A 24,676-nucleotide genomic window follows, 5' to 3' on the forward strand; every position below is an offset into this window, starting at 1 on the left:
AATACCGGCCTGTCACGCCGGGGGTCGCGGGTTCGAGTCCCGTCCACTCCGCCATAATTTGTGGATCGACTTTATGTTGGTTTCGCTGATTACGATAAAGGCACTGTGCTTCGCACAGTGCCTTTTTTCGTTGGGCTGGCGTTTTCTCAGCGAAGTCGTTTTTCCTGATTGTGTCCAAGGATGAATGGCTTTTCCAGGGAGATGTTCAGTCATCCGGCCGCATGAAAACCGGCCCCTCGACAGGCTCAGGGCGAACGGGGATAGGATGAGCGAATAAACCCGATCAGGGCGCAGTGAATAAGCCCGTTCGGGCTGAGCTTGTCGAAGCCCGGAAATCGGCAGCCGGTACGGATGCTCCGTGATTTTCCGGGCATTCCGACAAACTGGGTCAGCGCCAAACGCTCAGCAAATGCCCGAAAGCAATTCCTCAAACAGCATTTCTCCCCCCATCTGCCCGCCCTTGAGCATGATTTCCAGGCCATCGAGCGCCAAATCGTCGCTGTGCAGCCGGCACAGCGCCACGCCGGGAGCCAGTTGCGCCTGATAGGACAGGCCCCAGGCGTCCAAAGCCTGGACCGCATGGCTCGATGTATCGCCGCCGGCCACTCCCAGGCGCTTGATGGGCGCCAGTTTCAGCACCTGCGCCAGCAGTTCGCCGCAGGCCAGGGCCAGTGCGCGCGCATCGGCGGGGGCATCCGCCGGGGCAATCTGCCCTTCGCTGGACGTACAGGCCAGCATATTTCTGCCTTGCTGCAGCTGCAGCGCAATTTTTTTCGCCATCTGCGCGCGGTAAGCCATGTCCTGGGCCAGCCGCGGCGCATCGAGCAACAGCTGTTCGTATGAGCTGGCTGCCTTGATCTGGCGTGCGGTCATGGGTGACAGGCTGCCGGCAAGCACCAGCACCGGGCCTTGCGCCGGCGCAATCGTGGCATGGGCAAGCAGGGTCTGCGGCGCCTGGCGTTGCCAATGCGCGGCCAGCGCCTGGACCACGCTGCTCGGACCGGCAGCCAGCAGCGGCTGCCGGCAGGCGCTTTGCCAGATCAGCCGGCCGACGATGGCCAGGTCCTGTGTATGCGCAATATCAAGCAGGACAACATCAGGTTGCTGCGAAATGAGCGCAGAAAGCTGCTGATCCAGCGCGGATTCCGATTGTTGATAGTCTGGATAGTCAAGCGAGGCCAGCTGCAGGCCTTGCTGGGCAAAGTGCAGGCGCAGATCCGCTTCATGCATGGGCGTGACCGGATGCCGGCGCATGGTGGGGTGGCGGTCTATGCGGTGCATGGCGGGGCCGGCACTCGCAAACAGATTGCCAAACACACAGTAGCGGCGCAGATTGGGCTGGCCGCCGACAATCGGCACGAAGGCATTGCGCGTGTGCGGCTGCAGCACGCGAATCGCGGTGCCGATGCTGCCGATATGGGGAGCGCTGTCAAAGGTCGAGCAGGTCTTGTAGTGCATGACCGGCGCGCCCAGCTGCGCGAACAGCCGGCCCACGGGTTCGAGCTCGGCCTGCATTTCGGCGGGTGTCATGGCGCGCGCCGCGCCCGCAATGCCCAGGCAGTCCAGCGGGCCTGCGCGCTCAAGCTGGGCGGCGCCGGGCAGGCCCAGAAACAGCAGCGTGCGCAGGCCGGCGCGCGCGGCCGTCGCCAGCGTGTCGGTGGCGCCGGTGAAATCGTCGCCGTAGTAGGCGATCTTCAATGCGGACGGCATGGCCAGCTCACTTGCCGAAAAAGGCCAGCGCCGCAGCCAGTTCGGGCGCCTGGCGCGCGTACTCGGAAAGCGCCACGCCGGCGCGTGCCGCGGCCCAGGCCTGGCGAATGCTGGCCACGCCCGCGGCCGGACCGCCCGGATGCGCCAGAATGCCGCCGCCCGACATGAACAGCAGGTCGTCGCTTTGCACCGCGGCCCAGGTCGCGGGCACGGTGCCGGCCCATTGGCCGGAGGAAAAGGACGGCATCACACGGTCATCGATTTCCGGCGTCAGCGGCGTGTAGCAATCCTGGGCCGAGGCAATGACTTCTTCATCGGGCTGGGAGAACTTGCCCTGCAAGCCGTGCACATGCATATGGTCCACGCCCGCGAGCCGCCACAGCGTCTGGTAGGCCTGGAACGACATGCCCAGCAGCGGATGGCGCGACAGCGCGCCATAGCCATTGCGGTGGCCATGCAGCGCGAGACCGGTGTGGCGGCGCAGCGTCTGCAGCGCCGAGAAGCCGCACCAGTTGAGGCTGGCCATCGCGCAACTGCCGCCTTCGCGCTCTATCAGGTCGGCATGGCGCTTCATCGCATCGGTTTCGTCGGTGATGTTGAAAGCCACCATCACATGCTTGCCGGTCCGGTCCTGGTGGGCGCGCACGGCCGCCATGACGGCGGGAACGCGCTGGGCCAGCGGGGCATGTACAGGGTCGGCACAGACTTCGTCATCCTTGATGAAGTCCACGCCGGCCGCGCACAGCCGCGCCACCAGCTCGGCACTCTGCTCGGGAGAGAAGCCGACATTGGGCTTAAGAATGGTGCCGACCAGCGCGCCGCTGGCCACGCCGGTGCGCTGGCGCGTTCCGGCAATGCCCACCTGGGGCAGGTCGAACTGCGCGCGGTAACTTGCGGGCAGTTGCAGGCTTTCGAGCCGCAGGCCGCTGGCTTCGCCCAGGTCGTAGAGATTGCCCGAGACGGTGGCGGCCAGCGTGGGCAGGTTGGCGCCCACATTGGCAACCGGAAACGAGATGCGCACGCGCGCGCGCCGCCAGGGGCCGGCGCGGCCCTGGCGCTCGAGCAGCGCATTGGGCAGGCTGGGCGCGTGCACAGATTCCAGTTCGTCAATGGACTCGACCGTGGCGCGCGCGCGCCGGCGCAGCGCATCGGTCTCGCCCTCGACGCGGGTGAAGGTGCCGCAGGACTGTTCGCCGGCCATCACTTCAGCGACGTGGGCAGGCGCCAGGGGCGTTTCAATCAGATAGGTGGCTTCGAAGCGGTCGGCAGTCATGGGGCGGCAGGCTCAGAGTTTGCTCAGGTCGGGGAAAGGGCGCACGGGGTCGCTGACGCCGTCCCAGGTTTCGGCCGAAGCGCGAATCAGGTCGAACATCTTTCCCTTGGGGCCGGCGACTTCCGACAGCTCGATCACGGTGCCGGGGTGGTACTCGGTGTCGAAGTAGATGAAGCGGCCGTTGGCGCCGACTTCGCCGCTCATCACCGGCTTGAAACCCTGGCGCAGCAGGCGCTCGAGGTCGGCGTCGTAGTTGCTGGTCCAGTAGGCAACATGCTGCAGTCCGGTGCGCCCGGCCTGCAGGAAGTCGCGGTACATCGAGGGCACGTCGTTGCGTGTCTGTATCAGCTCGACCTGCACGAAGCCCGAGTTGGCCAGCGCCACCGAGTTGTGCGGCGCGTGGGCCTCGCCGTTGTAGCGGTAGTTCTCGATCGGCACCTTGGGGTTGTAGAACCACGGGCCCACGCCCAGGGTCTTGCTCCAATAGTCCATGGCAGCTTCGATGTCGTGCACGACGTAGCCCAGCTGGCGAATTTCTCCAAAATGGCGGCTCATGTTTTTTCCGTGTAAGAGTGAGGTGAAGAAGCAGCGCGCGCGGCGCTTATTTGAGGAAGCCCGTGGAGATCCAGGGAATCGCCGCGACCAGCACCAGGCCGACCAGCAGCGCGGCCATGTAGCCGCCTATGTATTTCATGCCTTCGTTGGGGTCGACCTTGCTGATCGCGCAGGCGCCGTAGTAGCCCACGCCGATCGGCGGAGCAAACAGGCCTATGCCCATGGCGAAGATCACGACCATGGCGTAGTGCACGGGATGCACGCCGGCCTGCGCGGCGATGGGGAACAGCAGGGGCCCGAACAGCACGATGGCGGGAATGCCTTCGAGCACGCAGCCCAGCACGATGAAGGCAACGATGGAGATCGCCAGGAAGCCGTAGGCGCCGCCCGGAATGCCGGCCATCATCTGCGCCAGATCGGTGGAAAAGCCCGACTGCGTCAGGCCCCAGGCCATGGCCGTGGCGCAGCCCACAATGAACATGATGGCGCCCGACAGCGAGGCGGTTTCGATCAGCATGGGCTTGAGCCGGCGCCAGTCGAACTGGCGGTAGACCAGCAGCCCGGCAAGCACCGAATACACCACGCCAATGGTCGAGACCTCGGTGGCCGTGGCCACGCCTTCGACCACGGCCGCGCGGATCACGAAGGGCAGGGCGATCGCAGGCAGCGCGATCACGAAGAACCTGCCGATCTGGCGCTTGCTGTAGCGCGTCACGCCGCTCAGGTCTTCCTTGCGGTAGCGCCACCAGACGACGGTGCACAGGCACAGGCCCAGCACCAGCGCGGGCAGCATGCCGCCGGTGAACAGCGCGGCAATCGACACGCCCGTGACCGAGCCGATGGTGATCAGCACGATGGACGGAGGAATGGTCTCGGTCTGCGCGCCCGTGGCCGACAGCAGCGCCACCAGGTCGCCGGGCTTGGCGCCGCGCTTCTTCATTTCGGGAAACAGCACGGGCGCGATCGCCGCCATGTCGGCGATCTTCGAGCCCGAGATGCCCGACACCAGGTACATCGCGCCTATCAGCACATAGCTCAGGCCGCCGCGCACATGGCCCAGCAGGCTGGCGAGAAACTGGATCATGGCCTTGGCCATGCCCGTCATCTCGATCAGCGCGCCCAGGAAGATGAACAGCGGCACGGCCAGCATGATCAGGTGCGACATGCCTTCGTCCATGCGCCCGACCATCACCACCATGGGCGTGTGCGTGGTCAGCGCCAGGTAGCCGAAGGTCGCGAGCGCAAAGCAGAACGCGATCGGCACGCCCGAGAACACCGTGACCGCGACTACCACCAGGAAGAACACCACCAGGTTGAGCTTGCCCAGCGTGGCAAACACCGGCTGGGCCAGCCAGAACGCGAGAATGATTGCGGCCGTCGCGGCGACGGTGATGGCAATCTGGCGCATGGTGCATAGACGCAGCAGGCGCAGCACGGCAAACACGCCCATCAGGCCCACGCCCACGGGAATCGCCGAAGCGCGCCAGGCATTGCTGATTTCCAGCGCCGGCGTGACGATGAACGATTCCTCGTCGGCGTATTCGTAGGCCGGATGCATGACCATCACCAGAAACGCCAGCGCGGCGGCAATCGCCAGCGCCTCGAGCAGGCCGCGCGTCTGCGGGCCGACCTTGCTGACCAGCGCCGTCATGCGCATGTGCTCGCCGCGGCGCAGCGCCACGACCGCGCCCAGCATCGACAGCCACAGGAAGAAGATGGACGCGAGCTCGTCGGACCAGACCAGCGGCGCATGCAGCACATAGCGCGCGACCACGCCCGCAAACAGAATGACGATTTCCACCAGCACGATGGCCGCGGCAACGGCCTCGATCACCGCGCCCAGGCGCAGGTCGATGCGTCCGGCCACGCGGCTGAGCGGATTGGCCGGCGGCGCTTGGGGGTCAAGAGCAGGGGCGTGGGACATGAACGTAACTTTCTTCGGGGCAGGGCGAGGCCTGCGCGCAGGCGCGGGCATGGCGTTCGGGAGCGGGTCAGCGGGCAGCGACGGGCCGCCCGCGCGGTTCAGGCGAGCTTGCCTACCGTCTGTTCGAGCAGGCCCCAGGCTTCGTTGCCGAAGCGGCCTTTCCACTCGGCATAGAAGCCCGATTCGCGCAGCTTGGCGCGGAAGCTGTCGGCCGAAGGGCGGTTGATCTGCAGCCCCTTGGCCTGCAGGTCGGTGATCACCGAATCGTTGAGCTTCCTGATGTCTTCGCGCTGCTGCATGCCGGCGTCGTTGATGGCCGCGGCCACGATGGTCTTGAGGTCGGGCGGCAGGCGGTCCCAGGCGCGGCCGTTGGCGACAAACCAGTAGCCGTCCCAGATGTGGTTGGTCAGCGAGGCGAACTTCTGCACTTCGTAGAGCTTGGCGACCTGGATGATGGGCAGCGGGTTTTCCTGGGCGTCGACGATCTTTGTCTGCAGCGAGGAATAGACCTCGCTGAACTGCAGGCTTGCGGGCGCGGCGCCCAGGCCCTTGAACATCGAGATCGACAGCGGACTCACGGGCACGCGGATCTTCAGGCCGTCGAGGTCCCTGGCGCTGGCCACGGGTGCCTTGCTGCTGGTGGTCTGGCGAAAACCGTTGTCCCACATCTTGTCAAACGCGTACAGCCGCATCTTGCCTATGGCGGCGCGCACATGGGCGCCGAGCTTGCCGTCCATGGCCGACCAGACCTGGTTGTAGTCGGAAAACGCAAAGCCCGTGGCATTGATGGCCGCGACCGGCACCAGCGTGGCAATCACCAGGGCCGAAGGCGTGAAGAACTCTATGCCGCCCGAGCGCACCTGGGCCAGCATGTCGGTGTCGCCGCCAAGCTGGTTGTTCGGAAAGATCTTGATCTCGACCCGGCCCTTGGTTTCCTTGAGGATGCGATCGGCCGCCTCCTGGGCGCGGATGTTCAGCGGATGGGTCACTGGCAGGTTGTTGCCGTATTTGTACGAGAACTCCGCGGCGCGCGCGATCAGCGGAAAGCCGGCCATGCCGGTGGCGATGGACGCGGCGGGAACGGCGGACAGGCTGCGCAGAACGCTGCGGCGGGTGACTTCGGCCATGGTTGTCTCCAGATTTATTTTTGATGCGTTTTGATGCATCATTGGATGAAAGCCACGCAACGATAGGTGTTGAGCGGCGAGGCGTCAAATCATAAAAATGATGGGTTTTGATGTATGCGGGTTGACCCTGATGGATTGGAGAACTTGCCGCAGCGCGCGCGCGTGGCCGATATCGCGCGTGCCGCCAAGGTGTCGACCGCTACCGTGGACCGGGTACTGAACCGCCGTCCCGGCGTGCGCGATGCGACCGCGCAGAAAGTGCTCAAGGCCGCGGCCGAGCTCGACTACCTGCCCGAAACCGGGCTGTACGCGGCTCTCGCGGCCGCGCCCATGCGGCTGGGTTTTCTGCTGCCCGACGGCAACAACCGCTTCATCCGCATGCTGGGCGACACCGTGGGCTATTCGCAGGAGCATCTCGCGCCGTTCAACGTCAAATGCCGCAGCGAGCAGTTCGAGAGCTTCAACCCGCAGCAACTGGCCGCGCGCCTGCTGCGCCTGGGCGAGCGCTGCGACGGCATTGCGTTCATGGCGCTCGAGCACCCGGCCGTGCGCGAAGCCGTGGCACTGCTGGCGGAGCAGGGCGTGCCGACCATTACGCTGATCTCGGATCTTTCAGGCTCGCGCCGCGCGGCCTATGTGGGCCTGGACAACCGGGCCGCGGGCCGCACGGCGGGCTATCTGGTGGGACGTTTCATAGGCCCGGGCGCGCGCGCGGGCAAGGTGGCGCTGATTGCCGGCTCGCGCAGCTACAGCGCGCACGAGGAGCGCGAGGCCGGTTTTCTGCATGTGATCGAAGAGATGTTTCCCGCGCTGCAGGTGGTGGGCCTGCGCGAAGGCCATGACGATGCGCAGAAGAACTACACGCAGACCCGCACGCTGCTTGAGCAATACCCCGACCTGGCCGGCATCTACAACATTGGCGGCGCGTCCGACGGTGTGGCGCGCGCGCTCAAGGAAATGGGGCGCGAGCACAAGGTGGTGTTCATAGGCCATGGCCTCACGCCCGACACGCGCGCCATGCTGATTGACGGCAGCATGGACGCGGTGATCACCCAGAGCCCGCAGGCGGCGATGATGAGCTGCGTGCGCATCTTCACCAATCTGCGCGAGAAGCGCGATGCAATGCTGGGCGTGGATCCTGCGAAAACGCTGGTGATCTTTCGCGAAAACCTGCCTTAACTTCGTTAAAACACGCCATGCCTGTCAATCGGCATGGCACGCGGCAATCAGCGTGGCGCGAGGCGGATGGCGCCGTCGAGGCGAATGACTTCGCCGTTGAGCATGTCGTTCTCGAAGATATGGCAGGCGAGCTTGGCGTAGTCGCCGGGCGTGCCCAGGCGGCTGGGGAAGGGCACGCCGGCGGCCAGCGCGTCCTGCACTTCCTGCGGCATGCCGAACAGCATGGGCGTGCCGAAGATGCCGGGGGCAATGGTCATGTTGCGTATGCCGTTGCGCGCCAGATCGCGTGCGATGGGCAGCGTCATGCCCACAATGCCGCCCTTGGACGCGGAATACGCGGCCTGGCCGATCTGGCCGTCATAGGCCGCGACGCTGGCCGTGGAAATCATCACGCCGCGCTCGCCCGTGGCTTCGGCTTCGTTCTTGGCCATGGCTTCGGCGGCCAGGCGGATCATGTTGAAGCTGCCGATCAGGTTGACGGTGATGGTCTTGCTGAATACCGACAGCGCATGCGCGCCGTTCTTGCCCACGGTCTTCTCGGCCGGAGCGATGCCTGCGCAGTTGACCAGGCCCATGAGCTTGCCCAGCTTGGTGGCCTGATCGACGACAGCCTGGGCGTCGGCTTCGTTGCTCACATCGCAGTGCACGAACGCGCCGCCGATATCCTGGGCTACCGCTTGGCCCTTGTCATCCTGCATGTCGGCGATCACCACCTTGCCGCCCTTGGCCGCGAGCATGCGCGCCGTGCCTTCGCCCAGGCCCGATGCGCCGCCTGTCACGATGAATACCTTGCCTGCGATGTCCATGGTTTGTCTCCTTGATTGACGTTGACGTAAACGTCCATTATGGCGAGAAACCGCTGGCCGGCACTGTCGCTGGAGCTACGCAGGTGCCGCACACGCAAAAAAAAACCCGGCCAGAAGGCCGGGTTCGTTTGCTCGCGCTGCGCTATCAGTTGAAGCCCACGCGGTCCAGCATCTGCTGGACCTTGGTCATGTTGGCACCCACGGCGCTGATTGGAATGGTTTCGCTCTTGAACGGCTTGCCGTTGGTCATGGCCTTGAGCGCCGGGTTGTCGAGCTGCACGCCCTTGGCCGCGGGCCATTCGTTGTTGCCGTTGGCGAAGTAGTTCTGCGCCGCGGGGCTGGCCAGGTATTCCAGGAACTTGACCGCATTGGCCTGGTTCTTGGTGTGGCGGGCGATGGCGCCGCCGGCGATGTTCATGTGCGTGCCCCAGGATTGCTGGTTGGGGAACACCACGCCGACCTTGTTGGCCACGGCCACGTCCTCGGGCTTGTTCGAGCGGATCATGCGCGCCAGGTAGTAGCTGTTGCTCACGGCGATATCGCACTCGCCCGAAGCCACGGCCTTGATCTGGTCGGTGTCGCCGCCCTTGGGAGCGCGCGCCAGGTTGGCAACGACGCCCTTGAGCCAGGTTTCGGCCTGCTGCTCGCCCATGTGCTCGGTGATAGCACCGAACAGGCTCAGGTTGTAGGGGTGCGAACCCGAACGGATGCACAGCTTGCCCTTGAACTTGGGATCGGCCAGCGATTCGTAGGTCTGCACGTCCTGCGGCTTGACCTTGATCTTGTTGTAGACGATCACGCGGGCGCGGGTCGACAGGCCGAACCACGAAATGCCGCCGTCGGCCGCAGGTGCGCTGCGCAGATTTGTCGGAATCACGTCTTCCAGCACCTTGGAGCGGATCGGCAGGAACAGGCCGTCGACTTCGCCGCGGTACAGGCGTGCTGCGTCCACCAGCAGGATCACGTCGGCGGGCGAGGCCGTGCCTTCGGCCTTCAGGCGCGCCAGAATGCCTGCGTCGTCGGCATCGACGCGGTTGACCTTGATGCCCGTGGCCTTGGTGAAGCCGTCATAAAGCGCTTCGTCCGTGCTGTAGTGGCGCGCGGAGTACAGGTTGACCACGCCATCGGCATAGGCCGCGCCGGCTGCAGCCACGGCGCACGCGGCAATCAAGGTGTGAAGAATCTTGGACATGACAAATCAGTGTGAAATGGGATCGCTGGATAATACGCTAAACGCGAATTGTTCTTAATATTGTCCTTGCGCGCGGCCCGCTGCCTGCGCGCAGACGAAAAAAAGCCCGGCGCGAAGCCGGGCTTGAAAGGATCCAAGAAACGGGGGTTTCGAGAGGATCCAAGGAGACAACTGGTGGTTTTGGCTTTCACCAAAACAATGGAGTCATTATGCGGGTATTCCCTGGATTAGGGAATACCTCAGGCAAAAAAATTGCGCTCTATCAGCCTTGTTGCGTGCTGCTCTTGACAGCATCAACCACATTCTTCGACGCGTTCTGCAGGTTGGTCTGTGCCAGATCGGACGCCTGCTTGACAGCCTTCTGCACCGATTCGGCAGCGTTGTTGGCTGCCGAGAACGAGTTCTTCAGCATGGCAACCGCGGCTTCCGAGCCGGGAGGCGCGTTCTTGGTGGCGTTGTCGATCAGGTCACCCAGGTTCTTCTGGGCTTCGGCGGCGCGCGCTTCGACGGTCTGGGCGATGGCCGAGCCGGTGCCGTTGGCGATGTCGTACAGGCTGCGGCTGTAGGCGGCGGTCTTTTCAGCCAGAGGCTGGAACCACTGTGCCTGCAAGGCCAGCAGTTGCTGCGCATCCTTGACGCTCAGCAGTTGCTGGCTGTGGCTGGCGGCTTCCGACAGCGCGTTGCGCGAGGCGGTCACGTTCAGTTCGACCAGCTTTTCGACGCCGTCAAAGGCTTTCTGGGTCAGGCCGAACAGGGCTTCGAGGTGGGACTTCTGGGCGTTCAGAATGGCTTCGGGGGTCAGCGACATGTGATTTCTCCTTGGGTAGCGTTATGGAATGAACCAGGCTTGCGAGATATCTGCGCTGAGGGGCCCAAGGCCATGTTGCAGTGCAGCATAAGTGCGATTCTAGGCATTTCGCGCGGCGATGCAAGCCTTTTGTTGCATTGCAACAAATTTGTCGGGAATGCCCTGCGGACATGCTGCTGACATCTGGGCGAAGGCGACATGCGCACCCATTGATGTCTCGCGCATGACATTCGTGCGGCGCTTGCGGGGCCGGGCTGAATTAAGCTAGGCCCCAGCATTGCTTGACGAATGGGGAATCAATGGACAGGAATTCCGCCGCCGCCCGCCCGCAGCCGCAGGAGCGCGGCGCGTACCAGGCCTTCAAGACCATCACCACGCGCTGGTCCGACAACGACGTCTACGGCCATGTGAACAACGTCGTCTATTACAGCTGGTTCGATACCGCGGTGAATTCGCACCTGATAGAGCAGGGCGCGCTGGACATCGAACATGGCGAAACCATAGGCCTGGTGATAGAGACCCAGTGCAATTACTTTGCGCCGCTGGCGTTTCCGCAGACCGTGGAAGCCGGCATACGCGTGGCGCGCATCGGCAGCTCCAGCGTGCGCTATGAAGTGGGCCTGTTCGCCCAGGGCGTAGTGCTCACGGCCGCGGCCGGCCACTTCATCCATGTCTATGTGGACCGCGCAACGCGCCGGCCCTGTGCCTTGCCCGCGCGGCTGCGCGAAGTGCTCCAGGCCCTGACGGCGGCCTGAAACCGCCGCAAACCCGGGGAGGGATCGCCTACACTGTCGGCTGCCTGCCACTGCCAGCGGGGGAGCCGTTCCCTGTCTTGCCCATGATCATCACCAGTTTGCTCGACACCGACCTGTACAAGTTCACCATGATGCAGGTCGTGCTGCACCAGTTTCCGAGCGCGCAGGTCGAATACCGTTTCAAGTGCCGCAATCCGGGCGTGCAGCTGGCGCCGTATGTGAACGAGATCCGCGAGGAGATCCGCTGCCTTTGCGACCTGCAGTTCCGCGATGCCGAGCTCGCCTATCTCAGCGGCCTGCGCTTCATCAAGAGCGATTTCATCGATTTCCTGGGCCTGTTCCGTCTCAATGAAAAATACATTGAGGTGACTGCACTGCCCAACGGCGAGATCGACATCACGATACGCGGGCCCTGGCTGCACACCATCCTGTTCGAGATTCCGGTGCTGGCCATCGTCAACGAGGTGTACTTCCGCAACACGCAGAAGGTGCCGGATTTTCCCGAAGGCCGGCGCCGCCTCGAGGAAAAGATCATGCAGCTGCAGGCCCCGGGCCTGGAGCCGCTGAAGATCGCCGACTACGGCACGCGCCGGCGTTTCAGCCGTGCCTGGCACGAGGAAGTGCTGCGTGTGCTGTGCGCGCGCCTGGGCACGGGCGAGCGGCGCTCGGGTTCGAGCCGGCTCGAAGGCCAGTTCGCGGGCACGAGCAATGTGCTCTATGCGATGAAGCTGGGCGTGACGCCGCTGGGCACCATGGCGCATGAATACCTGCAGGCCTGCCAGGCGCTGGGTCCGCGGCTGCGCGACAGCCAGGTGTTCGGCTTCGAATCCTGGGCGCGCGAGTACCGCGGCGATCTGGGCATTGCGCTGTCGGACGTCTACGGCATGAGTGCATTCCTGCGCGATTTCGATCTCTATTTCTGCAAGCTGTTCGATGGCGCGCGCCACGACAGCGGCGATCCGTTCACCTGGGGCGAGCGCCTGCTCGAGCACTACCGCATCAACCGCGTCGACCCGCTGACCAAGACGCTGATCTTCAGCGACGCGTTGACCATTCCGCGCACCATCGCGCTGTTCGAGCGCTTTCGCGGGCGCTGCGTGCTGGCGTTCGGCATAGGCACCAATCTGACCAACGATCTGGGCTACGAGCCTTTGCAGGTGGTGATAAAGATGACGCGCTGCGCGGGCCAGCCCGTAGCCAAGCTGTCTGATTCGCCGGGCAAGAGCATGTGCGATGACGAGAAGTACCTGGCCTACCTGCGCCAGGTCTTCGAGATCGCTCCGTCGAACTGAAACAGGATTGCTTTCCATGAAACTCAAGCGTGCTGCGGCCCTGGCTGCATTCCTGGCCCTGCCTGGCTGGGCGCTGGCCGCTGACATCGACGGCAGCGCGCTGTCGGGCTGGTGGGGCGTTCCCTTCGCCGGCCTGTTGCTGTCGATCGCGCTGATGCCGCTGATTGCGCCGTTCTTCTGGCACCAGCACTTCGGCAAGCTCACCGCGGGCTGGGCGCTGGCCTTTTTGCTGCCGTTCGCGGCGCTGTTCGGCGTGGGCGCCGCGGGCGCGAGCCTGGTGCACGCGCTGCTGGCCGAATACCTGCCGTTCGTGATCCTGCTGCTGGCGCTGTTCACGGTCGCGGGCGGCATCTACATTCGCGGCAACCTGCGCGGCACGCCCGCGCTCAACGTCGCCATCCTGGCCACAGGCGCGGTGCTCGCCAGCTTCATGGGAACGACAGGCGCGTCGATGCTGCTGATACGGCCGCTGATACGCGCCAACGCCGGCCGCCGGCACACCGCGCATATCGTGGTGTTCTTCATCTTCATCGTCTCCAACGCCGGCGGCGCGCTCACGCCGCTGGGCGATCCGCCGCTGTTTCTGGGCTTTCTCAAGGGCGTCGATTTCTTCTGGCCGCTGCAGCATCTTTTCCCGCAGGCGCTGTTCCTGGTGGGCGCACTGCTGGCTTTGTTCTTCGCGCTCGACAGCTGGTACCTGCGCAGCCCCGGCGAATGCACCTTGCCCGCGGTCGCCGCGGGCGACAGCGCCGAACGTTTCGGTTTCGACGGCAAGGCGAATTTCGCGCTGCTGGGCGTGATCGTCGCGCTGGTGCTGCTCAGCGGATTCTGGAAGTCGGATGTGGTGTTCGACATCGCCGGCACGCCCGTGGGCCTGCCGGGCCTGGTGCGCGACCTGGGTCTGCTGGCCGTGGTCTGGGCCTCGCTGCGCATCACGCCCACGGATGTCCATCAGCGCAACCAGTTCGGCTGGGCACCGATGGCCGAAGTCGCGAAGCTGTTTGCCGGCATCTTCCTGACCATCATTCCCGTGATTGCCATGCTCAAGGCCGGCACCGACGGCCCGTTCGGCGCCATCGTGCGCGCGGTCACGCGCCCCGACGGCGCGCCCGATCCGGCGATGTATTTCTGGGCCGCGGGCACGCTGTCGTCGTTTCTCGACAATGCGCCGACCTATCTGGTGTTCTTCAATACGGCGGGCGGCGACGCACAGCTGCTGATGACCACGCTCGCGCCCACGCTGGCGGCGATTTCCGCGGGCGCGGTGTTCATGGGTGCGAACACTTACATAGGCAATGCGCCCAACCTGATGGTCAAGGCCATCGCCGAGGACCGCGGCGTGAAGATGCCCAGCTTCTTCGGCTACATGCTTTGGTCCTGCGGCATCCTGCTGCCGCTGTTCGCGCTCATGACCTGGATCTGGTTCTTGTGACGGGGCGCCGGCAGGGCAGATAATCTGCGCCCAGCCCCTCTTTTTTGAAGTATCCGCTTTGTCTCTTGAATCCCTTGTCGTGCTCGCAGCGCTCGCGCTGGTGGTGGTCTTGCAAATACTGGCCTTGCTGCGGCGCCAGGACAATGGCGCGGAGGATCTTGCCCATCTGCAGAGCCAGATGCAGGCGCTGGAGCGCGGCATGCAGGCGACGCAGCTGGCGATTGCGCGCAACGACGGCGCGCTCGAAAGCCTGGGCCAGCAGCTGCGCGCCCAGCAGGCCCAGGCCCGCGACGATGCCGAGGCCATGCGCGATGTGCTCACGGATGCGCTCACCGCGTTCCGCCGCGAACTGACCGCGACCACGGCTGCGCTCACCGGCGAAAGCACGCGCTCACGCCAGCTGGTGGCCGACAGCGCAAATCTGTTCGAGCAGCGCATACAGCAGCGCTTCGAGGCGCTGGCCGAAGCCACGCGCGGCACGCTCGATTCGCTCAAGGGCGATGTGCAAAGCCAGCTCACGGCGATGTCAACCGCGCTCAAGGACCAGCTCGAAGGCAATGGCCACCAGATCCGCCACCAGTTCGGCGTGCTGCAGGACGCGGTGACGCAGCAGCTCGGCGGCCTGGTGCAGGGCAGCCAGAGCAGCGCCGAGCAGTTGCGCAGCGCGCTCAACGAGCGGCTCGCGGCCATCCAGGCAGACAACTCGGCCAAGCTCGAGGAAATGCGCCGTACCGTCGACGAGAAACTGCATGCGACGCTGGAGCAGCGCCTGGGCGAATCGTTCAAGCTGGTCAGCGACCGGCTCGAACAGGTGCACAAGGGCCTGGGCGAAATGCAGACGCTGGCCGGCAGCGTGGGTGATCTCAAGCGCGTGATGACCAATGTGAAGTCGCGCGGCACCTGGGGAGAAATGCAGCTGGGCGCGATCATAGAGAACGTGCTCACGCCCGCGCAGTACGCGCGCAACGTCAAGACCGTGCCGGGCAGCGACGAACTCGTCGAGTTCGCGATCCGCCTGCCGGGCCATGCCGACGACCAGCCGGTGTGGCTGCCCATCGATGCCAAGTACCCGGTCGAGCATTACCAGCGGCTGATGGATGCACAGGACGCAGCCGACAAGGCGCTGATGCAGAGCGCGGGACTGGCGTTCGAGGCGTCGATGAAGCTCGAAGCCAAGAAGATCTACAACAAGTACGTGTCGCCGCCGCATACCACCGATTTCGCCATCCTGTATCTGCCCACCGAAGGCCTGTTCGCCGAAGTCATGCGCCGCCCCGGCTTGGTCGAAGCCATTCAGAACGACTGCCGCGTGATGATCACCGGGCCGGCCAATCTCGCGGCCATGCTCAACAGCCTGCAGATGGGCTTCAAGACGCTGGCGATAGAGCAGCGCTCATCGGAAGTCTGGGGCCTGCTGGGTGCGGTCAAGACCGAGTTCGCCAAGTTCGGCGAAGTGGTCGCGGCCACCAAGAAATCCATAGACGCCGCGGCGCGCAAGTTCGACGAAGTGGGCGTGCGCACGCGCGCCATCCAGCGCAGGCTGCGCGACGTGCAGGATCTGCCCTTGGGCGCCGCGGCCGTGGCGCCGACCATCGCGGTGCTGGGCTTGCCCGATGCCGACGATCTCGACGCCGACGGCGACGAGCCGGGTGGCGCGCAATGAACGCGGCGCTGTTCAAGGTCATAGGCTCCCAGGTTCTGGTGCACGCCACGATGGCCGGCGTGCGCCTGGCCGCGCCGCTGCTCGCGCTCAAGCAGGGTTACAGCGCGCCTGCGGTGGGCGTGCTGCTGGCGCTGTTCGCGCTGACCCAGGTGTTTCTCGCGCTGCCCGCGGGCCGCTTTGCCGATCGCCACGGGCTGCGCCGGCCGTTCTTCATCGGCATGCTGATGGCCAGCATAGGCTGCACCGCGGCGATGCTGTTTCCGGTCTTTCCCGTGCTGTGCTTCGCCGCGCTGTGCACCGGCGGCGGCTCGGGCATTGTCGTGATCACCGTGCAGCGCCATGTGGGCCGGGCCACGCATGATCCCTCGCAGCTGAATAAAGTGTTCAGCTGGCTGGCGATAGGGCCGGCATTCGCCAACTTCGTCGGGCCGTTCTTCACGGGCCTGATGATCGACCATGCGACGTTCGGCGACAGCCCGATCTCCGGCTACCGCATGGCCTTCGGTCTGCTCGCGCTGAGCCCCATCGTCGCCTGGTTCTGGATACGCAGGACCGCCGAGACGCCGCGCACGCCCGCGCCCGCGCCGGTCAGCGGCCAGCGCGCCTGGGACCTGCTCAACGACCCGGCGTTTCGCACCGTGCTGATCGTCAACTGGGTGCAGTCGGCAAGCTGGGATGTGCATACTTTCGTGCTGCCGCTGCTGGGCCACGAGCGCGGCATGAGCGCTTCGGTCATAGGCACGCTGCTGGGCATGTTTGCCGTCGCCGCGGCCGCGATCCGGCTGCTGATGCCGCTGGTCGCCGACCGGCTGCGCGAAGGCGCGGTGATTGCCATCGCGATGGCGGCCACGGCCTGCATCTTCGTGGTCTATCCGTTCATGGAAAGCGCGCTGACCATGGGCATCTGCTCGGTGCTGCTGGGCTTTTCGCTGGGCTCGGTCCAGCCCATGGTGATGAGCATGCTGCACCAGATCACGCCCCAGCACCGCCAGGGCGAAGCGCTGGGATTGCGGCTGATGGTGATCAACGCCTCGAGCGTGGCCATGCCCATGCTGTTCGGCGCGGCCGGCGGCGTGATCGGCATATCCGCGCTGTTCTGGACCGTGGGCGCGGGCGTATGCTGCGGCGTGCGCGCGGCCTGGCGCATGGGCACGCCCGAGCATGTCGAGCCGGAGAAAAAGGTGGCGCAGTTGCCGCCGCCTTGAGTTATGCGAGCGAGGCGTGTTCTCGCCAGGCGTTATCAAAACACAGCAGTGGTTTTCTCTTGAGGACAGGTCGTTCATGGTTCGACAGGCTCACCACGAACGGTTTGTACCCGTTCGCCCTGAGCTTGTCGAAGGGCTTGCATTTTGAGGCTGCGCAGCTCATGGTCGCTACGCAGCGGCCCGCCTGATCGCCCTCAGGCCTTTTCGCCGATCTCATAGTGCTTCTTGATCAGCGCCCAGGCTTCCGCCGGGTCGTCGGTGTAGTGGAACAGGCCCAGGTCCTTGCGCGAAATCGTGCCTTCCTCGATCAGCAGTTCGAAGTTGATCAGCTTCTTCCAGAACTCGCTGCCGAACAGGATCACGGGCACGGGCCGGCTCTTGCTGGTCTGCACCAGCGTCAGCACTTCGAACAGCTCGTCGAGCGTGCCGAAGCCGCCGGGAAAAGCGACCAGGGCCTTGGCGCGCATCACGAAATGCATCTTGCGCAGCGCGAAGTAGTGGAACTTGAAGCTCAGGCCGGGCGTGATGAAGCGGTTGCCGTTCTGCTCGTGGGGCAGGGCGATGTTCAGGCCGATGTTGTCGACGCCGACATCGTGGGCGCCGCGGTTGGCGGCTTCCATGATGCCCGGGCCGCCGCCGGTGCAGATATAGATCCGCTCCTCGGGCGCCTGCTTGAGGCTGTCGGTGGCGACAATGCGCGCGAACTGGCGCGCCTGGTCGTAGCGCTGGGCGTTGCGCACGGCCTGCCGGGCCACGGCAATGCGTTCGGCGTCGCCGCTTGCCTGGGCCTGCTCCAGCTGGCTCGCGGCCTGTTCGGGATCGACGAAACGCGCGCTGCCGTAGACCACCACAGTGTGTTCAATGCCGCGCTCGCGCTGGGCGATATCGGGCTTGAGCAGTTCGAGCTGCATGCGAATGCCGCGGGTTTCGCGCCGGAACATGAATTCCGGATCGGCAAATGCCAGGCGGTGGGAGTTGGGCTGCAGGACTGCACCGTTGTGCGCCTGGTCGTGCAATTGGCCCCAGCCGTCGGCGAGGTCGGTTTCAGACAGGGGATGGGAGATTTCCATGTAGCCTCGAACAAAGTAAAAGCGCAGGTGGCGCCGGACACCAGGATCCAATCCGCAGCGGGCCGGCCCGCCGCTGAATCCACTATACGCTCACAAAGTCATAGCTTTGGGCTGACCGCTGCAATCAGCCGGCACGCGGCCAGAGCGCGTGCAGACTGGCCAGGCCGGCGGCCGTCATCGCCAGCGAGCCCAGCACATGCAGGCTGGTCCAGCCCAGGGCCGCGCCATAGCGCTGGTGCTGCAGCATGCCCACCACTTCGGCCGAAAACGTGGAGAACGTGGTGAGCGCGCCGAGAAAACCCGTGACCAGGGCCAGGCGCCAGGCCGGGTCCAGCTGCGGCAGCGCATCGAAGGCCGCGACGCATACGCCGATCAGATAGCCGCCCACGAGATTGGCGGCCAGCGTGCCCCAGGGGATGCCGTTGGGTACGCTGAGCCACAGGCCCAGGCGCCAGCGGGCCAGGGCGCCGACACAGGCGCCTGCGCAGATCGCTATAACAGGCAACATGGCGCGAATCGACCGGCAATCAATAACGGTTTTCGATGCTGTCGGCCGGATCGCTGGAGACCACGCGGCTCACGGCGGGCGGCACGTTCTGGCCCGTGCGGCGGGCGCGGAACAGCGCGGCGCGCATCAGGAAAATCGTGGTGATCGGCACCGTCACCGAAATGAACACCGCGATCAGCAGCGCGTGCAGCGCCAGGCGCTGCTCCATGACGGAGAAGAACAGCACCGTGGCATGCATGATGCACCAGCAGCCCAGCGTGGCGATGATGGACGGCGAGTGCACGCGTTCGAAATAGCTCTTGAGCCGCACCAGCCCCAGCGAGCCCAGCAGGGTGATCAGCGCGCCGATGATCACCAGTGCGCCGACCACGGCCTGGGCCCAGAGGGGAATCATGACTTCGTTCATTCGATGACCTCCCCGCGCAGCAGGAACTTGGCCATGGCCGTCGAGCTGATGCAGCCGAACAGCGCGATCAGCAGCGCGGCCTCGAAGTAATCGGTGCTGCTGTACATGATGCCCAGCACCAGCATGGCCAGCATGCCTATGGTGTACATGCAGTCGAGCGCGAGGACGCGGTCCTGGGCTGCCGGCCCCTTGAGCAGGCGGAACAGCGCGCAGGCCATGGCCGCGACCAGCAGAAACAGCGCCAGGGAAAGCGCCCAGACGAAATACGGGCTCATTCAAAAATCTCCATCAGAGGGCGCTCGTAGCGGGTCTTGATGTGGTCTATGACTGCCTGCGGGTCACCGACTTCGAGCGCGTGCAGCAGCAATACCGAGCGGTCGCGCGACAGCTCGGCCCAGGATGTTCCCGGCGTGATGCAGACGATCATCGCCAGCACGGCCAGCGCGTTCGGGTCGCGCAGTTCGAGCGGAATGTGCACGAAATCCGCGCCATGCTTGCGGTACGACGGAAACAGCAGAAAGCGCACCACCGTCAGATTGGACACCGAGGTGTCGTAGACCACGCTGAGGGCCAGCCGCAGGATGGTCAATGGATGGCGTATGCGCACCGGCAAGGGCCGCAGGCCGCGCAGCAGCACGGGAACCGCCAGTCCCAGGATGGTGCCCAGCAGGATATGGCCGGCACCCAGCGACTGGTTGAGCAGCAGCCAGAGAAGCAGCAGTGCCACCGAAAGCAGTGGCGCGGGCAGCAGGACTTTCATGGCTGCTCCTTGGAGAGAATGGGCGCGGGATTGGGCACGGGCGCCTGCGTCAGCACGCCGTGGATGTAGGTGCCTGGCGAATGCAGCGCATCGGCCGCGTTCTGCATGTAGCGCATCACGGGGCCGGCCTGCACGGTCATCGCGATGCAGCACAGCAGCAGCACCGCGATGGGCAGGCCTTCGGCCACGCGCAGCTGCGGCGTGTTGCGGTCATGACTGGCCCAGAAATGGCGCATGCCCACGCGTATCAGCGCGATCGAGCCGATCAGGCCCGTGCCTATCAGCAGCATCAGCAGCGTCCAGCCCCAGATGCCGGGCTGGTAGCCCGCCGAGGTCCCTACGCCCAGCGGATTGAGCAGGGCATTGAGCATCGCGATCTTGCCGACGAAGCCCGACAGCGGCGGCAGGCCCGAGATCACCAGCGTGCAGACCATGAATGCCAGGCCCAGGAAAGCCGCGGCCGCGGGAATCACCCGGCCGATCAGCACTTCCTCGTCCTCGTCGAGGTTCAGGCCGGTGGTGGGCACGAGCTCGGCGTTGAGGAAAGGTGCTTCGTCGTCTTCATAGGGCGCGGTGCGCGCGCCCGCGTTGCGCCAGCGGTCTATCAGATCGGCGAGCAGGAATAGCGCAGCGACCGCAAACGTCGAACTGGGCAGGTAGTACAAAATGCCGGCCGTCAGCAGGTTCTGGCCGAAGCCCGCGGCCGCGAGCAGCGTGCCCGACGAAAGTATGGCGGCATAGCCCGCAAGATTCGTCAGCCGCTGCGAGCCCAGCATGCCGATCGCGCCGAAGGCCATGGTCAGCATGCCGCCACACATGAGCCAGGCGCTGCCGAACAGCGCGGAGTCGCCGGCCTGGCTGCTGAACATCAGCGTCCACAGCCGCAGCACGGTATAGACCCCCAGCTTGGTCATCAGCGCGAACAGCGCGCCCACCGGCGCGGTCGCGGCGCTGTATGCGGGCACCAGCCAGAAGTTCAGCGGCCACATCGCGGCCTTGATCAGGAAAGCCATCGCCAGAATCGACGCGGCCGCGTGCAGCAGTCCGCGATCGGCAGCGTCGACATGCGGAATGGCGCTGGCCAGATCGGCCATGTTGAGCGTTCCCGTGATGCCGTAGAGCATGGACACGCCGATCAGCAGCAGCGACGAAGCGGCCAGGTTGATTGCGATGTAATGCAGGCCCGACTGGATGCGCGCGCGCCCCGAGCCGTGCAGCAGCAGGCCGTAGGAGGCGGCCAGCGTGATCTCGAAGAACACGAACAGGTTGAACAGATCGGCGGTGAGGAATGCCCCCGCCAGCCCCATCAGCTGGAACTGGAACAGCGGGTGGAAGTGCACGCCCGCGCGGTGCCAGCGCGCCGCGGCAAAGACGATGGACGACAGCGCCACGACGCTGGTCACCACCAGCATCAGCGCCGACAGCCGGTCCAGCGCCAGTGATATGCCGAACGGCGCAGGCCAGTTGCCCGGCATGTACACGCCCATGGTCACGGGGGCGCCGGCCTGGTCGGTCCAGCCGAGCAGGGCGATGGCGATCACCAGGCCGATCAGGGTCGACAGGATGTTGAAGCCGAGCTTGAGGCGCTGCTGCTCCTCGCGCATCAGCAGCATCAGCGCCGCGGTGAGCATGGGCAGCGCAATGGGTGCCAGCATCAGGTGCGGCATGAGCAGGCTCGCGATGTCCGTCATGGCATCTCCTGCACGTCACGCGAATGCACTCCGTCCACATGGTCGTTGCCCGCGGTGCCGCGCGAAGCCAGCAGCACCACCAGGAACAGCGCGGTCGAGGCAAAGCCGATGACGATGGCCGTGAGCACCAGCGCCTGGGGCATGGGGTCGGCGTAATTCACCAGATCCTGGGCAATGCCGGGCTTGAGCACCGGCTCCTTGTCGATGGCCAGGCCCTGGCGGCCCATGCTGAAGATGAACAGATTGACGGCATAGGCCATCAGCGACAGGCCCATGATGACCTGATAGGTACGCGGGCGCAGCAGCAACCACACGCCCGAGCCGGTGAGAACGCCAATCGCAATGGCAAGTACGAGTTCCATCAGTGGGCCCTCTCGTTCTCGTCGAGTTGGTCGTCATCGAGCAGGCGCGCATGGTAGCGGTGGCCGCGTACGGATTGGTGGGCAATGGCCGTCAGTATCAACATCGTGGAACCTACGACCAGCACGAACACGCCCAGGTCGAAGAAGGTGGCGCTGGCCAGGTGGATCTCGCCCACCAACGGCAATGTGAAGTGGAAACTGTGGCTGGTCATGAACGGGTAGCCGGCGACGATGGAGCCGAAACCGGTCATCAGCGCGAGCAGCAGGCCGACCGCGATCCAGCGGCGCGGGAACAGCGCGAAGTGGGCCTCCACCCACTGCGTGCCCGAGATGATGTATTGCAGCAGCAATGCCACCGAGAACACCAGGCCGGCAATGAAGCCGCCGCCGGGCTCGTTGTGGCCGCGCATGAACAGATAGATGGAGACCAGGGTGGCGAACGGCAGCAGCAGCCGCACCAGCACCGCGGGCACCATCAGGTAGCCGACCGCGGTGTCGCTGGCGTGGCGCGGGTTCAGCAGGTCGGTCTGCAGATCGCCCGGAACAAAGCGCTGCTGCTCGGGCAGGTCCATGGTCTCGCGCGCCGGGCGGAAGCGCCGCAGCAGCGCATACACGGTCAACGCGACCACGCCCAGCACCACGATCTCGCCGAAGGTGTCGAAACCGCGGAAGTCGACCAGCATCACGTTGACCACGTTGGTGCCGCCGCCGCCCGTGAGCGCGTTCTCCAGGAAGAAGGTCGAGGTGCTGTCGTGGAACGGCCGGCTCATCATCGCGAAGGCCAGCCAGGCCATGCCGCCGCCCGCGGCCAGGGCCAGGCCCAGGTCGCGCATGCGGCGCGCGCGCGCCCGGCCCTGGGTCGACAGCGCAGGAATGCGCAGGTTCTTGTCGCGCTTGGGCAGCCAGCGCAGGCCCAGCATGATCAGCACCGTGGTGACGACTTCCACCACCAGCTGCGTCAGCGCCAGATCGGGCGCGGAGAACCAGAGGAAGGTGATGCAGACGCACAGGCCGCTGACGCCCAGCATGATCAGCGCGGCCATCCGGTGGAATTTGGCTTTCCAGGCCGCGGCCAGCGCGCAGGTGCAGCCCAGCACCCACAGCAGCACGAAGGCCGGCGACAGCGGCAGCGTGCCGCGGTTGCCCAGTTGCAGATCACGATCCCACAGCGAGAAAATGGCCGCGGCCAGCGCCAGGGATACCAGCCACAGCATCTGCCACTGCAGGCGCATGGTGCTGAGCATGCGGCGGCCGCGGCGCGCGCCCGCCTGCAGCCAGGCGAGCAGGGTTTCAAAGAAGCGCCGGCCGTCGAAGTGGCGGGCAATGGGCGCGGCTTCGGCGTGGCCCGCGCGGCGCAGCCAGCGCAGCAGGCAATGGATGGCAATGCCGCCGAGCAGCGCCAGGATGCTCATGATGAAAGGCGCATTCACGCCATGCCACACGGCCAGGCTGAACACCGGCAGCGTGCCGCCGACGACAGGTGTGGCCGCGGCGCGCAGGAAGGCGTCCATCGTCAGCGCCGGCAGAATACCGACCACCAGGCAGGCGAGCACCAGCAGCGCGACCGGAAGAATCATCCAGCGCGGCGGCTCGTGCGGCGTCAGCGGCAGATCGGTGGCCGGCGGGCCGAAAAACACATCGGCGGTGAAGCGCAGCGAATAGGCCACGCTGAACATGCCGGCCAGCGTCGCCGCGACCGGCAGCCAGGAGCGCACCCAGGGAGCGGCATCGAGGTAGACGGTCTCGGCAAAGAACATTTCCTTGGAGAGAAAGCCATTGAGCAGCGGCACGCCGGCCATGGCCGCGCTGGCCACCATGGCCAGTGTGGCGGTCACCGGCATCATGCTGCGCAGGCCCGAAAGGCGGCGGATGTCGCGCGTGCCGCTCTCATGGTCGACGATGCCCACGGCCATGAACAGCGAAGCCTTGAAGGTCGCGTGGTTCATGATGTGGAACACGGCCGCGACCGCGGCCAGCGGGCTGTTGAGGCCCAGCAGCAGCGTGATCAGGCCCAGATGCGAAATCGTCGAATAGGCAAGAAGCCCCTTGAGGTCGTTCTGGAACATCGCCAGATACCCGCCCAGCAGCAGCGTGCACAGGCCCGCGCCGCCGACCAGCCAGAACCAGGCCTCGGTGTCGCCCAGCACCGGCCACATGCGCGCCAGCAGGAACACGCCGGCCTTGACCATGGTTGCCGAGTGCAGATACGCCGACACCGGCGTGGGCGCGGCCATCGCATGCGGCAGCCAGAAGTGGAAGGGGAACTGCGCGCTCTTGCTGAGCGCGCCCAGCAGGATCAGCACCAGCGCCGTGAGATAGAGATGGTGGTCGCGGATCTGCTGGCCCGCGGCAAGGATATGGTCGAGGTCGTAGCTGCCGACGATATGCCCCAGCACCAGCATGCCGGCGAGCATGCACAGCCCGCCCGTGCCCGTGACCGTCATCGCCATGCGCGCGCCCTGGCGCGCATCCTTGCGGTGGTGCCAGTAGCCGATCAGCAGGAAGGAGAACAGGCTGGTCAGCTCCCAGAAGAATGCCAGCTGGATGATGTTGCCCGAGAGCACCACGCCCATCATCGCGCCCATGAACGCCAGGAAGAACGAGAAGAAACGCGGCACCGGGTCGGCGGGCGACATGTAGTAGCGCGCATAGAGCACCACCAGCGAGCCTATGCCCAGCACCAGCATGGAGAACATCCAGGCGAAACCGTCCATGCGCACGATCAGATTCATTCCCAGCGCGGGAATCCACTCTATTTCCTGGCGCAGCACGCCGCCATCGGCGACTTCCGGGAACAGCATCGCCACCTGGATGGCGCAGCCCAGCGCTATCAGTCCAGCCAGTGTGGACTCGGTATTGCGGGCATTGGTCGGCAATACGGCAGCCAAAAGGCTGCCGAGGAAAGGCAGAATAATGAGGAAGATCAACGGCATGTGCGTTGCATTTTACGGGCAAGCA

22 protein-coding genes are annotated in these 24,676 nt (G+C 65.2%); 6 read left to right on the plus strand and 16 right to left on the minus strand.

Annotation, left to right across the window (positions count from 1 at the left end; translation table 11 throughout):
* Positions 1 to 402: 402 nt before the first annotated feature.
* The 5 genes from RR928_RS13485 to RR928_RS13505 form a co-directional block, all read right to left on the minus strand.
* A complete protein-coding gene (locus RR928_RS13485; RefSeq protein WP_332682906.1) occupies positions 403 to 1,710 on the minus strand; it encodes a four-carbon acid sugar kinase family protein in 1,308 nt (435 codons plus the stop codon).
* Positions 1,711 to 1,717: 7 nt separating this feature from the next.
* A complete protein-coding gene (locus RR928_RS13490) occupies positions 1,718 to 2,983 on the minus strand; it encodes a ribulose-bisphosphate carboxylase large subunit family protein (protein WP_332682908.1) in 1,266 nt (421 codons plus the stop codon).
* 12 nt (positions 2,984 to 2,995) lie between these two features.
* Entirely contained in the window at positions 2,996 to 3,538 is a 543-nt protein-coding gene (locus tag RR928_RS13495; protein ID WP_332682910.1) for a VOC family protein, read from the minus strand.
* A gap of 46 nt (positions 3,539 to 3,584) precedes the next feature.
* Positions 3,585 to 5,462 carry a TRAP transporter large permease gene (locus RR928_RS13500; RefSeq protein ID WP_332682912.1) on the minus strand — a complete coding sequence of 626 codons (1,878 nt, stop codon included), beginning with the start codon at positions 5,460 to 5,462 and terminating at the stop codon, positions 3,585 to 3,587.
* A 98-nt stretch (positions 5,463 to 5,560) separates the two neighbouring features.
* The gene (locus tag RR928_RS13505; RefSeq protein WP_332539875.1) at positions 5,561 to 6,589 is read right to left on the minus strand and encodes a TRAP transporter substrate-binding protein; all 1,029 of its coding nucleotides are present in this window, start codon (positions 6,587 to 6,589) and stop codon (positions 5,561 to 5,563) included.
* A 114-nt stretch (positions 6,590 to 6,703) separates the two neighbouring features.
* Here RR928_RS13505 and RR928_RS13510 point away from each other — a divergent pair, with 114 nt between their 5' ends.
* On the plus strand, positions 6,704 to 7,768 hold the full coding sequence (locus tag RR928_RS13510) for a LacI family DNA-binding transcriptional regulator (RefSeq protein WP_332539877.1): 1,065 nt from the start codon (positions 6,704 to 6,706) through the stop codon (positions 7,766 to 7,768).
* A gap of 47 nt (positions 7,769 to 7,815) precedes the next feature.
* Here the strand turns inward: RR928_RS13510 and RR928_RS13515 are convergent, their stop codons facing one another.
* The 3 genes from RR928_RS13515 to RR928_RS13525 all read right to left on the minus strand — a co-directional run bounded on the left by RR928_RS13515 (position 7,816) and on the right by RR928_RS13525 (position 10,574).
* Positions 7,816 to 8,574 (minus strand): 3-hydroxyacyl-CoA dehydrogenase, encoded by a 759-nt coding sequence (locus tag RR928_RS13515; RefSeq protein WP_332539878.1) that lies wholly within the window; start codon positions 8,572 to 8,574, stop codon positions 7,816 to 7,818.
* A gap of 145 nt (positions 8,575 to 8,719) precedes the next feature.
* Positions 8,720 to 9,766: an extracellular solute-binding protein gene (locus tag RR928_RS13520; protein ID WP_332539880.1), complete on the minus strand. Its 1,047-nt coding sequence runs from the start codon at positions 9,764 to 9,766 to the stop codon at positions 8,720 to 8,722.
* Between the two features lie 262 nt (positions 9,767 to 10,028).
* Positions 10,029 to 10,574 carry a phasin family protein gene (locus RR928_RS13525; RefSeq protein ID WP_332539881.1) on the minus strand — a complete coding sequence of 182 codons (546 nt, stop codon included), beginning with the start codon at positions 10,572 to 10,574 and terminating at the stop codon, positions 10,029 to 10,031.
* A 299-nt stretch (positions 10,575 to 10,873) separates the two neighbouring features.
* Between RR928_RS13525 and RR928_RS13530 the strand changes: the two genes are divergently transcribed.
* The 5 genes from RR928_RS13530 to RR928_RS13550 all read left to right on the plus strand — a co-directional run bounded on the left by RR928_RS13530 (position 10,874) and on the right by RR928_RS13550 (position 16,921).
* Complete coding sequence (locus tag RR928_RS13530) at positions 10,874 to 11,329, plus strand: acyl-CoA thioesterase (protein ID WP_332548295.1); 456 nt, start codon at positions 10,874 to 10,876, stop codon at positions 11,327 to 11,329.
* Positions 11,330 to 11,412: 83 nt separating this feature from the next.
* Positions 11,413 to 12,621: a nicotinate phosphoribosyltransferase gene (pncB, locus tag RR928_RS13535; protein ID WP_332548296.1), complete on the plus strand. Its 1,209-nt coding sequence runs from the start codon at positions 11,413 to 11,415 to the stop codon at positions 12,619 to 12,621.
* 16 nt (positions 12,622 to 12,637) lie between these two features.
* The gene (locus RR928_RS13540; RefSeq protein ID WP_332538671.1) at positions 12,638 to 14,053 is read left to right on the plus strand and encodes a sodium:proton antiporter; all 1,416 of its coding nucleotides are present in this window, start codon (positions 12,638 to 12,640) and stop codon (positions 14,051 to 14,053) included.
* Positions 14,054 to 14,111: 58 nt separating this feature from the next.
* Entirely contained in the window at positions 14,112 to 15,716 is a 1,605-nt protein-coding gene (gene rmuC, locus RR928_RS13545) for a DNA recombination protein RmuC (RefSeq protein WP_332538672.1), read from the plus strand.
* The gene (locus RR928_RS13550) at positions 15,713 to 16,921 is read left to right on the plus strand and encodes an MFS transporter (RefSeq protein WP_332682916.1); all 1,209 of its coding nucleotides are present in this window, start codon (positions 15,713 to 15,715) and stop codon (positions 16,919 to 16,921) included. Before rmuC ends, RR928_RS13550 begins: the two co-directional genes overlap by 4 nt.
* Positions 16,922 to 17,115: 194 nt before the next feature.
* Here RR928_RS13550 and RR928_RS13555 read toward each other — a convergent pair whose 3' ends face one another.
* From RR928_RS13555 to RR928_RS13590, 8 genes are all read right to left on the minus strand, one after another.
* A complete protein-coding gene (locus RR928_RS13555; protein WP_332538674.1) occupies positions 17,116 to 17,991 on the minus strand; it encodes a TIGR00730 family Rossman fold protein in 876 nt (291 codons plus the stop codon).
* A gap of 124 nt (positions 17,992 to 18,115) precedes the next feature.
* Positions 18,116 to 18,499: a fluoride efflux transporter CrcB gene (gene crcB / locus RR928_RS13560; protein WP_332538676.1), complete on the minus strand. Its 384-nt coding sequence runs from the start codon at positions 18,497 to 18,499 to the stop codon at positions 18,116 to 18,118.
* A 19-nt stretch (positions 18,500 to 18,518) separates the two neighbouring features.
* Positions 18,519 to 18,905, minus strand: a complete 387-nt coding sequence (gene mnhG / locus RR928_RS13565) for a monovalent cation/H(+) antiporter subunit G (RefSeq protein WP_332548298.1) — start codon at positions 18,903 to 18,905, stop codon at positions 18,519 to 18,521.
* On the minus strand, positions 18,902 to 19,180 hold the full coding sequence (locus RR928_RS13570) for a K+/H+ antiporter subunit F (RefSeq protein WP_213304028.1): 279 nt from the start codon (positions 19,178 to 19,180) through the stop codon (positions 18,902 to 18,904). Before RR928_RS13570 ends, mnhG begins: the two co-directional genes overlap by 4 nt.
* Positions 19,177 to 19,665: a Na+/H+ antiporter subunit E gene (locus tag RR928_RS13575; protein ID WP_332538678.1), complete on the minus strand. Its 489-nt coding sequence runs from the start codon at positions 19,663 to 19,665 to the stop codon at positions 19,177 to 19,179. The genes RR928_RS13570 and RR928_RS13575 overlap by 4 nt, the downstream gene beginning before the upstream one ends.
* The gene (locus RR928_RS13580; protein ID WP_332548299.1) at positions 19,662 to 21,356 is read right to left on the minus strand and encodes a monovalent cation/H+ antiporter subunit D; all 1,695 of its coding nucleotides are present in this window, start codon (positions 21,354 to 21,356) and stop codon (positions 19,662 to 19,664) included. Before RR928_RS13580 ends, RR928_RS13575 begins: the two co-directional genes overlap by 4 nt.
* Positions 21,353 to 21,718: a Na+/H+ antiporter subunit C gene (locus tag RR928_RS13585; RefSeq protein ID WP_213304022.1), complete on the minus strand. Its 366-nt coding sequence runs from the start codon at positions 21,716 to 21,718 to the stop codon at positions 21,353 to 21,355. The genes RR928_RS13580 and RR928_RS13585 overlap by 4 nt, the downstream gene beginning before the upstream one ends.
* Positions 21,718 to 24,651: a monovalent cation/H+ antiporter subunit A gene (locus RR928_RS13590; RefSeq protein ID WP_332538680.1), complete on the minus strand. Its 2,934-nt coding sequence runs from the start codon at positions 24,649 to 24,651 to the stop codon at positions 21,718 to 21,720. Before RR928_RS13590 ends, RR928_RS13585 begins: the two co-directional genes overlap by 1 nt.
* Positions 24,652 to 24,676: the final 25 nt, after the last annotated feature.

It is taken from the genome of Comamonas sp. (assembly GCF_036666375.1).
Classification (GTDB): domain Bacteria; phylum Pseudomonadota; class Gammaproteobacteria; order Burkholderiales; family Burkholderiaceae_C; genus Comamonas.

Bases quoted from the DNA above. Each gene is read 5' to 3' on its own strand.
- RR928_RS13485 (WP_332682906.1), bottom strand. From the start codon at position 1,710: ATGCCGTCCGCATTGAAGATCGCCTACTACGGCGACGATTTCACCGGC.
- RR928_RS13490 (WP_332682908.1), bottom strand. From the start codon at position 2,983: ATGACTGCCGACCGCTTCGAAGCCACCTATCTGATTGAAACGCCCCTG.
- RR928_RS13495 (WP_332682910.1), bottom strand. From the start codon at position 3,538: ATGAGCCGCCATTTTGGAGAAATTCGCCAGCTGGGCTACGTCGTGCAC.
- RR928_RS13500 (WP_332682912.1), bottom strand. From the start codon at position 5,462: ATGTCCCACGCCCCTGCTCTTGACCCCCAAGCGCCGCCGGCCAATCCG.
- RR928_RS13505 (WP_332539875.1), bottom strand. From the start codon at position 6,589: ATGGCCGAAGTCACCCGCCGCAGCGTTCTGCGCAGCCTGTCCGCCGTT.
- RR928_RS13510 (WP_332539877.1), top strand. From the start codon at position 6,704: ATGCGGGTTGACCCTGATGGATTGGAGAACTTGCCGCAGCGCGCGCGC.
- RR928_RS13515 (WP_332539878.1), bottom strand. From the start codon at position 8,574: ATGGACATCGCAGGCAAGGTATTCATCGTGACAGGCGGCGCATCGGGC.
- RR928_RS13520 (WP_332539880.1), bottom strand. From the start codon at position 9,766: ATGTCCAAGATTCTTCACACCTTGATTGCCGCGTGCGCCGTGGCTGCA.
- RR928_RS13525 (WP_332539881.1), bottom strand. From the start codon at position 10,574: ATGTCGCTGACCCCCGAAGCCATTCTGAACGCCCAGAAGTCCCACCTC.
- RR928_RS13530 (WP_332548295.1), top strand. From the start codon at position 10,874: ATGGACAGGAATTCCGCCGCCGCCCGCCCGCAGCCGCAGGAGCGCGGC.
- pncB (WP_332548296.1), top strand. From the start codon at position 11,413: ATGATCATCACCAGTTTGCTCGACACCGACCTGTACAAGTTCACCATG.
- RR928_RS13540 (WP_332538671.1), top strand. From the start codon at position 12,638: ATGAAACTCAAGCGTGCTGCGGCCCTGGCTGCATTCCTGGCCCTGCCT.
- RR928_RS13550 (WP_332682916.1), top strand. From the start codon at position 15,713: ATGAACGCGGCGCTGTTCAAGGTCATAGGCTCCCAGGTTCTGGTGCAC.
- RR928_RS13555 (WP_332538674.1), bottom strand. From the start codon at position 17,991: ATGGAAATCTCCCATCCCCTGTCTGAAACCGACCTCGCCGACGGCTGG.
- crcB (WP_332538676.1), bottom strand. From the start codon at position 18,499: ATGTTGCCTGTTATAGCGATCTGCGCAGGCGCCTGTGTCGGCGCCCTG.
- mnhG (WP_332548298.1), bottom strand. From the start codon at position 18,905: ATGAACGAAGTCATGATTCCCCTCTGGGCCCAGGCCGTGGTCGGCGCA.
- RR928_RS13570 (WP_213304028.1), bottom strand. From the start codon at position 19,180: ATGAGCCCGTATTTCGTCTGGGCGCTTTCCCTGGCGCTGTTTCTGCTG.
- RR928_RS13575 (WP_332538678.1), bottom strand. From the start codon at position 19,665: ATGAAAGTCCTGCTGCCCGCGCCACTGCTTTCGGTGGCACTGCTGCTT.
- RR928_RS13580 (WP_332548299.1), bottom strand. From the start codon at position 21,356: ATGACGGACATCGCGAGCCTGCTCATGCCGCACCTGATGCTGGCACCC.
- RR928_RS13585 (WP_213304022.1), bottom strand. From the start codon at position 21,718: ATGGAACTCGTACTTGCCATTGCGATTGGCGTTCTCACCGGCTCGGGC.
- RR928_RS13590 (WP_332538680.1), bottom strand. From the start codon at position 24,651: ATGCCGTTGATCTTCCTCATTATTCTGCCTTTCCTCGGCAGCCTTTTG.